General features: G+C 56.5%; 9 protein-coding genes and 1 pseudogene. 7 read left to right on the plus strand and 3 right to left on the minus strand.

The window, feature by feature from the left end:
* Positions 1-1,210 precede the first annotated feature (1,210 nt).
* On the plus strand, positions 1,211-1,948 hold the full coding sequence (locus GGQ85_RS13115) for a GGDEF domain-containing protein (protein ID WP_244553548.1): 738 nt from the start codon (positions 1,211-1,213) through the stop codon (positions 1,946-1,948).
* A gap of 235 nt (positions 1,949-2,183) precedes the next feature.
* On the opposite strand, the gene fahA is transcribed toward GGQ85_RS13115, so the two are convergent.
* Together fahA and GGQ85_RS13125 are read right to left on the minus strand one after the other, a co-directional pair.
* On the minus strand, positions 2,184-3,455 hold the full coding sequence (fahA, locus tag GGQ85_RS13120) for a fumarylacetoacetase (RefSeq protein WP_309774878.1): 1,272 nt from the start codon (positions 3,453-3,455) through the stop codon (positions 2,184-2,186).
* A gap of 123 nt (positions 3,456-3,578) precedes the next feature.
* Positions 3,579-3,704, minus strand: a pseudogene (locus GGQ85_RS13125) (MarR family winged helix-turn-helix transcriptional regulator); the annotation flags it as partial.
* A 64-nt stretch (positions 3,705-3,768) separates the two neighbouring features.
* On the opposite strand from GGQ85_RS13125, the gene GGQ85_RS13130 reads away from it, so the two are divergent.
* Genes GGQ85_RS13130 through maiA form a run of 5 tightly spaced genes read left to right on the plus strand, consistent with a single transcriptional unit; the run spans position 3,769 to position 8,594 of the window.
* Positions 3,769-5,394 carry an FAD-dependent oxidoreductase gene (locus GGQ85_RS13130; RefSeq protein WP_309774879.1) on the plus strand — a complete coding sequence of 542 codons (1,626 nt, stop codon included), beginning with the start codon at positions 3,769-3,771 and terminating at the stop codon, positions 5,392-5,394.
* Positions 5,391-5,600 carry a DUF2783 domain-containing protein gene (locus GGQ85_RS13135; RefSeq protein ID WP_079447923.1) on the plus strand — a complete coding sequence of 70 codons (210 nt, stop codon included), beginning with the start codon at positions 5,391-5,393 and terminating at the stop codon, positions 5,598-5,600. Before GGQ85_RS13130 ends, GGQ85_RS13135 begins: the two co-directional genes overlap by 4 nt.
* A 27-nt stretch (positions 5,601-5,627) precedes the next feature.
* Complete coding sequence (locus GGQ85_RS13140) at positions 5,628-6,584, plus strand: MBL fold metallo-hydrolase (RefSeq protein ID WP_309774880.1); 957 nt, start codon at positions 5,628-5,630, stop codon at positions 6,582-6,584.
* A 4-nt stretch (positions 6,585-6,588) separates the two neighbouring features.
* Positions 6,589-7,935, plus strand: a complete 1,347-nt coding sequence (hmgA, locus tag GGQ85_RS13145) for a homogentisate 1,2-dioxygenase (protein ID WP_309774882.1) — start codon at positions 6,589-6,591, stop codon at positions 7,933-7,935.
* Positions 7,936-7,949: 14 nt separating this feature from the next.
* Positions 7,950-8,594, plus strand: a complete 645-nt coding sequence (gene maiA / locus GGQ85_RS13150) for a maleylacetoacetate isomerase (RefSeq protein ID WP_309774883.1) — start codon at positions 7,950-7,952, stop codon at positions 8,592-8,594.
* Between the two features lie 196 nt (positions 8,595-8,790).
* On the opposite strand, the gene GGQ85_RS13155 is transcribed toward maiA, so the two are convergent.
* Positions 8,791-8,916, minus strand: a complete 126-nt coding sequence (locus tag GGQ85_RS13155; RefSeq protein WP_309774888.1) for a ferritin family protein — start codon at positions 8,914-8,916, stop codon at positions 8,791-8,793.
* Between the two features lie 304 nt (positions 8,917-9,220).
* Here GGQ85_RS13155 and GGQ85_RS13160 point away from each other — a divergent pair.
* The coding region (locus tag GGQ85_RS13160; RefSeq protein WP_309774884.1) for a sensor domain-containing diguanylate cyclase at positions 9,221-9,861 on the plus strand (641 nt) is incomplete at its 3' end.

Here is a 9,861-nt window from a genome sequence, read left to right on the forward strand (position 1 = left end):
GGCGTTACGGAAGCCAATGCTTCTTCGGACTCGTTCCTGGGAAACAGGTGGCGCTTCAGACGTAACGGACACCATCGACGCTCCTGCTTTAGCATCTCACAATTCAGCCGGTCGATTCGCAGGGTGATCGATCGATGCTCGCAATTTGCAAATGGAAGCGCATCGACATGCTCTTCGCAGGATACTCGCGAGGCGGATGTTGAAAAAACAATTGCCAAACGTTTCAACGATCAAATCGCGGTCATTCGCCGGTTATAGCTTTCGGCGACAGAGTTATTCTTATTTTTCCAGGCAGCTTGACCACCATTCGAACGCGTGGCTCGATTGCAGGAGTACTTGGCACAGTCGTTGAAACGGATAACACGTCCATGGCCGACTACATTATTGAAACGTCTCAAGGCGCGGTGGGCCTAGTCGTTCGCAGCGGTCGCGGTTTCATGTTCTTTTCAGCAAAAAAGGAGTTCGACGTTCTTGAAGGCCAGCTGTTCACGAGTCCCGCGCGAGCCGTCAAGGCTGCAATCGGACACGAAACGAGGCGAGGAATCCGGTTTACGACATCCGCGAAATAAAGCGCGATGTTCTGCGTTGGAAAGTCAGTAAGCCACAAGACGTACGGCCGGCGCTTCTCGTTATCTCACGCCTATCATGACAGAGCTCCCGCCGCTTCTCTCTTCGACGATGCTTCGATTACCTTCGACGACAAGTCGACGCTGCCCCATGCGATCCGGCGCAACGGTCAGGAGGAGGATGTCGATCGCCTCAGCGGGGAAATGCAAAATATCGCTAGGCAGCGTTCACGCTCATGCGATTGTTCGCCCGCCCATTGCCTGAGAGTTCTCGGGCTAACCGACCCCGTAGCATAGCTAGAACCGCTGCCTCCTCGTAGCGATAGTGCTTTCTGCCTTTCGCGTCGCGGCCCGTGTCTTGAATGTGCCCGTACGCAAACTTGATGCGATAGCCAAAAGCTCCTACTGACGATTTCAATCCTGCCTCAGACTTGGCCCTCCGTCTGGCATCATATGCTCTTGCGCCGAGTGCGATGGAGAACCTTGGACACAGTCGCCTAGATTGTCGGCTCGATATTCGGATGAAGCGCTAAATGCTGCTACCAATCCGAATAGTTTGTTAATATTCGTCCCTTAGCGCCTAACGTATGAATGGCTGGTTCACATCGAAAGCCGTCGAACCCTCGGTTCAAAGCTGGGGCCGAGTGATCCTGCTGACGATCGCCGGGACGCTCTGCTGCGTCGTCTTGGCCTTTACGATCGACAGCTACTCCTTCAAGGAAGGCGTATGGAGATTGGGGACCAGCCCCGAGAATGATGTGATCATTCCCCTGCTGATCGCGCCACCGTTCTTTTTCTACCTTCTCAGCAAATTGCGCCAGCTGGCAATCGCGCATAAGCAACTGACAGTTATAGCCTCAACCGACGGCCTGACATCCTGTTTCAATCGCGCTGCATTCACGACCCTGGTAGACGCCTATCTTGAACGGGTGAACCAGCAGGAAAGGCGCTGCGATGGCGCGCTGCTAGTCATGGATGTCGATCACTTCAAAAACGTCAATGACAATTTCGGTCACGATGCAGGCGACGAGGCTCTCAAACTGATCGCTCAAAGCATCAGATCGACGCTGCGCGAAGTAGACCTTGTCGGTCGCATGGGCGGCGAGGAATTTAGCGTGTTCCTTCCAGGCATTGCTTCGGACCGGGTCGTCGTGGTTGCCGAGCGAATCCGGGAAACTGTGAAGGCTGCGGAATTTTGTTTCGAAGGGGTTTCCTGCGATCTCTCGATCAGCATCGGCGGAGCGACCTTTGTCCAAAGAACATCGTTCTCGGAGCTATACAAGCTCGCCGATAAACAGCTCTACGATGCAAAGCGGAAAGGGCGAAATCGAGTTGAGCTTTGTCAGTTAGCCAGCAGCGCTCCACTTTCAGCTGCGCATTGAACAAATCAGCGCGCGTATGACGAAGTGTATATGCGCCGCTTTCCGGCCATAGCCAGTGTCATAGCCAAGTCTCGACTTGCGCAGCAGCCCGCACGAACGTCTACAAGAAGCGAACGTGGCTTTGATGTGGCGGCTAGGTCATTCCAACGACCGCATGCATCGCTGCAATATCGGTCTCCGTGCCCGCAAACATCATCAGCGAAAACGCCACATCCGTCAGGTCACACCTCAGCAACTATTCTACGGCTACAATCGAGCCCTCGACCTCGCCGAAGCCAACGCGATAGCCGTCTCCCTGACACCAGCCGCGAATGCGGAGCGAATCGCCGTCTTCGAGGAACGAACGGCGCTCGCCACCATCAATCTCAAGCGGCGTGGTCCCGTTCCAGCTCAGCTCCAACATGCTGCCGTGCTCGGCCTTTTCGGGACCACTGATGGTGCCTGACCCCAAAAGATCGCCGACATTCATTGCGCAACCTGAGGAAGCATGATGCACGAGCTGCTGCACTGACGACCAGTACATGTATTTGAAATTGGTCCGGCAGATTCTGGCCGACTTTGCCATCTTCTCCGTTCGCAGGTCTACCTCGAGCCGTATGTCGTAATTGTTCGGTTGTGTCTGGTGCAGATAAGGCAACGGCGTCGGATCCTGCGCCGGACCGTGAACCCGAAACGGCTCCAATGCCTCGCGCGTCACGACCCACGGGCTGATCGAGGTGCCGAACGCCTTCGCCTGAAACGGCCCCAGCGGCACGTATTCCCATTGCTGGATGTCGCGCGCGCTCCAATCATTCAGCAGCGTGAAGCCGAAGATCATCTCTTCCGCTTGTCGTTCGGTCAACATCTCGCCCATCGCGGAGCCCTGCCCGATCACGACGCCCATTTCCAGTTCGAAATCGAGCCGCTTGCACGGGCCGAAGTTCGGAAGCTCCGCCGTTGGCGGCTTCAACTGCCCGCGTGGACGGCGGATCGGCGTGCCGCTGACTACGACGGTCGATGCCCGGCCATTGTAGCCGATAGGAATATGCAGCCAGTTCGGCAGCAATGGATTGGCCTTATCGCGGAACATGGTGCCGACATTGGTGGCGTGCTCCTTCGAGGAATAGAAATCAGTGAAGCCTGCGACGCGGATCGGCATATGCATTTGCGCGCGATTCTGGGGTACAAGCGCGCGCATGCGCAAGTCCGTGTTGTCGCGCAGTTCCGGATTATCATGACGCAGCAATTCGCTGATCCGTTCGCGCGTCTGCGACCACACCTTCGGTCCGAGCGCCATGAAGGCATTCAACGAAGGCTTTGCAAAAACTCCTCTAACCTCGTCGCAACGGATCAGACCGGCGGATTCCAGCACGGCGAGATCGAGAATCTGACTGCCAATCGCCACGCCGACGCGCAACTCCGGCTGCTCCGGCGTTGAGAACACCCCGTAAGGCAGGTTTTGGATCGGAAAGTCGGATGCCGCATCGACGTCAACGAAGGTGCGAAGCTTGGGATCGTTCAGGTGCATTTTCTCATCCGGATTGCTCTTGCTTACTATTCTGCGCGGCGCTCCCAGCCCAGTTCAGCAGCGGCTTCGGAAAGTCTCGTGGAGATATTTAATGATCGCAATCGACAGCGCCAGTTCAGGATCAGCGCTGACCTCGGCAGCCAGCCGGTTCAGCCGAAATGGCACGAATTTGAACAGGTCGAGCTTCGCAACGGATGCCGTGTCGGCGGCAAAATTCAGCGGCACTTTCATAGTTGCAGTTGCGACCATTTTAGCGATGGTCTAGCCTCTTTGCCAGATTTTCAATTGCGACGGAGCTTGATCCGGAGCGACCATGACCCAGCGGTCTGTCAGGCAATTTGCTTATCGCCCGCACCCCGATCAGGAGCGCACTGAAGGTAAAGCTGCGCACCATCCGGTCATCATCGTCGGTGCCGGGCCGATTGGCCTCTCACTCGCGATCGATTTGGCACAGCGCGGACAAGCCGTCGTACTGCTTGATGATACAGACAGGATCGGTGACGGGTCGCGGGCGATCTGTTTTTCCAAGCGATCGCTGGAATTGTGGGATCGCCTCGGTGTCGGCGAACGGATGGTCGAAAAGGGGATTGCCTGGAAAGTCGGCAAGATATTCCTCAAGGACGAGATGGTCTACCGGTTCGATCTGTTGCCCGAAGAAGGGCACAAGATGCCGGCTTTCATCAATCTTCAGCAGTATTATGCCGAAGCTTATCTGGTCGACCGCGTTCAGGAATTGCCGCTGATCAATCTGCGCTGGCGAAACAGGGTCGTTGGCCTGGAGCAGCACAACGACCACGCCGTTGTTGAGATTGAGACTCCGGACGGACGATACAAACTGAAATCTGATTTCGTGATCGCCTGCGATGGCGCACGATCGGCCTTGCGGGGTTTCGTGGGTGCGGATTTTTCCGGCGAATCCTTCAACGATCAATTTTTGATCGCAGACGTAAAAATGACGGCCGCGTTTCCAACCGAACGCTGGTTCTGGTTCGACCCGCCATTCCATTCCGGACAGTCCGCGCTGCTTCACCGCCAGCCCGACGACGTATGGCGCATCGATCTGCAACTTGGCCCAGACGCGGACCCCACCGTTGAACGGCTTCCGGAGAATGTGCGGCCGCGGATCGAACGCATGCTGGGACACAAGGAATTCGAATTCGAATGGATATCGATCTATAAGTTTCAATGTCGGCGCATGCAGAGGTTTATTCATGGGCGGGTTATCTTCGCAGGCGACTCCGCTCATCAGGTCTCCCCGTTTGGAGCACGCGGTGCGAATTCCGGGCTCGAGGATGCCGAAAACCTTGCCTGGAAGCTCGCCCTCGTCTTGCGGGGCAAGGCCGCGGTTTCTCTGCTCGATAGTTATGAGAGCGAGCGCAGCGCAGCGGCGGACGAAAATATTCGTGCGTCGACTCGCTCGACAGATTTCATTGCCCCCCATTCAAACCACGAACGGCGAATGCGTCATGCGGTGCTTCGACTTGCCAAGGAGGTCGACTTCGCCAGGCGCATGGTGAACGGCGGACGACTAGCAACGCCGTCAACTTACAATACGCCATTGTCTACCAGCGACGTCGACACATGGCGTGCCGGCCCACGTCCGGGCGCGCCGATCGTGGACGCGCCATTGACGGCAACGAGCGGCGACCGTGTTTATCTTACCGAAGCTTTCAAAGCAGCCTACGACAATTTTGTTCTGCTGGAATCCGGAAACGGATCGGCTCTCGATCCGCTTGATTGTCACTGCATCAGCATCGGACCCGATGCACCACTCCGCGACACATCCGGACTATTCGCGAAGCGCTATGATGCTTCCGATGGGTCCGCCTATTTGCTTCGACCGGATGGATACGTTGCGGCGCGGTTCAGACATCCCACGTTACCCGTAGTGCAAGCCGCAATCGCGCGGGCGAGTGCGCTAATCGAGGGCATGCCATGACGCTTTCGACGCAGTCCAACTTTCCTGACCCGGACGCCGCTTACCGCCTGGTGGTCGAGGCGCATCGTGGCCTGAGCGATGAGCAGAGCGCGTCGCTCGATACCGCCCTCGTTTTGATTCTTGCCAATCATATCGGGGATGTAGAGGTCCTTCGCGAGGCGGTTTTGTTAGCAAAGCGACGCCTCGGGAATGATCAGTGCGGGTGAGTGGAGTTCGAAGACGAAAGAAAACAAATGAGCGCCAAGAGTTTCGCTTCCACGACTGATATGGCGGAGAAGAAAATCACATTCTCCGAAATCGGCCCAGACATTTATGCGTTTACCGCCGAGGGCGATCCAAATACGGCGGTCATTGTCGGCGACGACGGCTGCATTGTGTTTGACGCGCAGGCGACGCCCGCGATGGCGACCAGCGTCGTCGAACGCGTCAGGACCGTAACCGACAAACCCATCAAGTATGTTGTTCTATCGCACTACCATGCAGTGCGCGTGCTCGGCGCTTCTGCATATCACGCACAGGGAATCGTCGCCTCGAAAGAAACGCACAGGTTGATCGAAGAGCGTGGACAACAGGATTGGGAATCCGAATTCGGCCGGTTTCCACGGCTATTCCGTGATGCCGCAAGCATCCCGGGTCTAACTTGGCCGACACTTACGTTCGAGACTGAGATGACAATCTATCTCGGCAAGCGCGCGGTGAGGTTGATGCATCTGGGCGCCGGCCACACATCCGGAGATATCGTGGCATGGGTCCCCGATGCGCAAGTGATGTGCTCAGGCGATCTGATTGAATACCATTCCGCTTGCTATTGCGGAGATGCCTATTTGCGTGAATGGCCGATGACCTTGAATGAAATTCGCAAATTCAATCCCAAGGCGGTCGCTCCCGGCCGCGGTGACGCCCTCAATGGACAGTCCATCACACGGGAGGCAATTGCGATGACTCGCGATTTCGTCACTGCATTGTATGGCTCGGCAGAATTGTCCGTCGCCAAAGGGCACAGCCTGAAGGAAACGGTCGCTGCGACACGCGAAATCATGGACCCGAAATTCTCGACCTTCGCCATTTATGAACACTGCCTGCCGTTCAACGTCTCCCGGGCTTTCGATGAGGCATCGGGCATCGACAACCCGGTGATCTGGACCGCGGACCGTGACCGCGAGATGTGGGCGGCCATTCAAGGAGGATAAGGCGATGAACACCAATTTCGCTCCTGTCGCCGTCAATCGCAGCAGTGCCAACGTGACACCCGGCTATATGTCGGGCTTTGGTAATAGCTTCGAGACCGAAGCACTACCGGGCGCATTGCCGATCGGTCGCAATTCACCTCAACGCTGCGCTTACGGATTGTACGCCGAACAACTGTCCGGCTCGCCGTTCACCGCGCCACGCGGCGCCAACGAACGCTCGTGGCTTTATCGTATCCGCCCTTCGGTTCGTCATTCCGGGCGTTTCGTTAAGGCCGATGCAAGACTCTGGCGCACAGCGCCGTGCCTCGAGCATGACATGCCGATCGCGCAACTGCGCTGGGACCCCACGCCCATCCCAGAGGACGAGCTGACCTTCGTGCAGAGCGTGCGGACGATGACCACCGCGGGCGACGCCCACACTCAGGTCGGCATGGCCGCGCATATCTATCTCATTACGAAATCCATGGTCGATCAGCTTTTTTACAATGCCGATGGCGAGATGCTGTTCGTACCGCAGGAGGGCAGCCTTCGCTTCGTCACTGAATTCGGCGTGATCGACGCCGAGCCGGGCGAAATTGCCGTCATTCCGCGCGGCGTCAAGTTTCGCGTCGAAATTCCATTCGGCCCTGCGCGCGGTTATCTGTGCGAGAACTACGGCGGCGCGTTCACGCTGCCTGAACGGGGACCCATCGGCGCGAATTGTCTTGCCAATTCACGCGACTTTCTTACCCCCGTCGCCGCTTATGAGGATGACGACAGGCCAACCGAGCTGTTCGTGAAATGGGGTGGAGCGTTATGGTCCACAACTCTGCCTCACTCGCCGATTGATGTCGTGGCATGGCACGGCAATTATGCGCCCTATAAGTACGATTTAAGGGCGTTCTCGCCAATCGGTGCAATCGGCTTCGATCACCCCGATCCATCGATCTTCACCGTGCTGACGTCGCCTTCGGAAATCGCCGGCACGGCGAATATCGATTTCGTGATTTTCCCGGAGCGCTGGGCGGTCGCGGAAAACACGTTCCGTCCACCCTGGTATCATATGAACATCATGTCCGAGTTTATGGGCTTGATCTACGGCGTTTACGACGCCAAGCCGCAGGGATTCCTACCTGGCGGCATTAGCCTGCATAATTGCATGCTTCCTCACGGGCCCGACCGCGAGGCGTTCGACCATGCCAGCAATACCGAACTTAAGCCCGTCAAGCTAACCGGCACGATGGCCTTCATGTTCGAGACACGCTTTCCACAGCGCGTGACCGAATATGCCGCAACATCCGACGCGCTGCAGGACGACTATGCGGATTGTTGGCAAGGGCTTGAGCGCCGTTTCGATCCGACCAAGCCGTAAGGTGCAACCGCGAGATGAACAACAGCGACGCTTTGCTATACGGATACTTCCGGTCAACCGCAGCCTACCGCGTCCGCATAGCGCTCGGACTCAAGGGATTGAGCGCGGAGACCAAATTCGTACATTTACGCAAAGGCGAACAAGCCCAGCAGGCCTATCGCGACATCAACCCGGCTGGACTGGTGCCCTATTGGATCGAGGGCGACTTTCGCCTCGCTCAATCACTCGCGATCATCGAATATCTCGATGAAACGCACCCGGCTCCCCCTTTGCTGCCATCCAGCCCGAAAGCACGCGCTATCGCGCGCGAAATCGCGCTGGTGGTGACAAGCGACATTCATCCCATCGGAAACCTCCGTGTTTTGAATCGGCTGGCCGAAATGGGAGTCGATGAGGCCGCCCGCACAACATGGTCGCAGCACTGGATCAAAGTCGGGTTCGAAGCAATCGAAGCCCGTCTTGCGCACCTGCCGGGGCCCTTTGCGCTCGGTGAACAGCCGACGGTAGCCGATATTTGCATTATCCCGCAGGTGTTTAATGCGCGACGTTTCGGTGTTGATCTTTCTCCATACAAACGAATCCTTGAGATCGACGCGACAGCGTCCGGTCTCAAGGCATTTGCCATGGCTGAACCAGGCCGTCAGCCCGACGCAGAATAGAACTCGGAATAAAGGAACTAGTTGGCCCCCGCGACGCCGCGGGTCGGATCCATGTCGTTGCCGGCGGAGAACAAAATAGAAAACCCCGCGCATCGTTGCTCGATAGCACCAAGGACCGGGAGCGCTCGGCACCACGTAGCGCATAGGCTTCTCTGCTAGATGGGAAGATACTTAGCCTTTAGCAGCCTCCGCCCACCTACGAATCGACGAGTTTCGCATCCTCAAGTACCACCTTGTCTTCAATTTCCGCCGCCGTTCCATCAGCCTCCTTGATGATGCCATCAATCGCCGGACAGTGCGTGCCCCCGAGGCTGCTTGCCAAGCTTCCATGGTTCGCAGTTCGGTAAGCCGGTCCGCAGATTGAGGGTATTCGCGGGAGATGTTTTGGCGCCCGGCCCGGCGCAACCCATTCAGGGTCGGTCCGTTAAATGGTAATGGTGCGAACCTCGACCAATGATCGCTCCCTGGCAACCAAATTAAAGTTATAGCTAATTGATAGGTATTTCCTCGTTCAGAGCCAAGGCCGCTGGTGCTTAATGCAACACGTCGCGTGTCCGATCAATCGGGACGCCGCCAGAGTATTGTTAAACGTTTCGCCGTAATCTGGAGGGAGAAGTGATGGGAGGATGATTGTGGTTCAACACTCTCACGGGCCGAATGATCTCGGTGAGGTAGAGGTAGTCAAATCCGAAACGGGATTCATTCACTACGCGCTCGATGTCACGGCCATCGTGGCCATTACCAATGTTCAGGGCACAATCACACACGTCAACAATAAATTCTGTGAAATTTCGGGCTATTCGCAACACGAACTTATCGGGCAAAATCACCGACTCCTGCGCTCGGATGCTCATGACAAGGCGTTCTTTCGCGAAATGTACCGGCAGATCGCCCGAGGGCAGGTATGGCGCGGCGAAATCTGCAATCGTCGGAAGGATGGGACAACCTATTGGGTCGATACGACTATCGTTCCCCATCTGAATGCCGCCGGCAATCCGGATAGTTACACATCTATTCGCTTTGACGTTACGAGGCGCCATCAGATTGAGGAAGACTTGCGTCATGCCGTCAGTACAGACGCCTTAACCGGCACTGCCAATCGAAGACGGTTTCAGGAGTATCTGATGACCACGCTCGAACTGAGCAATTCCATTCACACTTCGGTTTACCTAGCCCTGATCGATATCGATGCCTTCAAAGAAATCAACGATACGTTCGGCCATGTTGCTGGCGATAATCTCCTCAAAAATTTTGCAGAGCGGCTTCG

The organism is Nitrobacter vulgaris (assembly GCF_031453995.1).
Taxonomy (GTDB): Bacteria; Pseudomonadota; Alphaproteobacteria; order Rhizobiales; family Xanthobacteraceae; genus Nitrobacter; species Nitrobacter vulgaris.

Bases quoted from the DNA above. Each gene is read 5' to 3' on its own strand.
- maiA (WP_309774883.1), top strand. From the start codon at position 7,950: ATGAACAACAGCGACGCTTTGCTATACGGATACTTCCGGTCAACCGCA.
- GGQ85_RS13135 (WP_079447923.1), top strand. From the start codon at position 5,391: ATGACGCTTTCGACGCAGTCCAACTTTCCTGACCCGGACGCCGCTTAC.
- GGQ85_RS13140 (WP_309774880.1), top strand. From the start codon at position 5,628: ATGAGCGCCAAGAGTTTCGCTTCCACGACTGATATGGCGGAGAAGAAA.
- hmgA (WP_309774882.1), top strand. From the start codon at position 6,589: ATGAACACCAATTTCGCTCCTGTCGCCGTCAATCGCAGCAGTGCCAAC.
- GGQ85_RS13130 (WP_309774879.1), top strand. From the start codon at position 3,769: ATGACCCAGCGGTCTGTCAGGCAATTTGCTTATCGCCCGCACCCCGAT.
- fahA (WP_309774878.1), bottom strand. From the start codon at position 3,455: ATGCACCTGAACGATCCCAAGCTTCGCACCTTCGTTGACGTCGATGCG.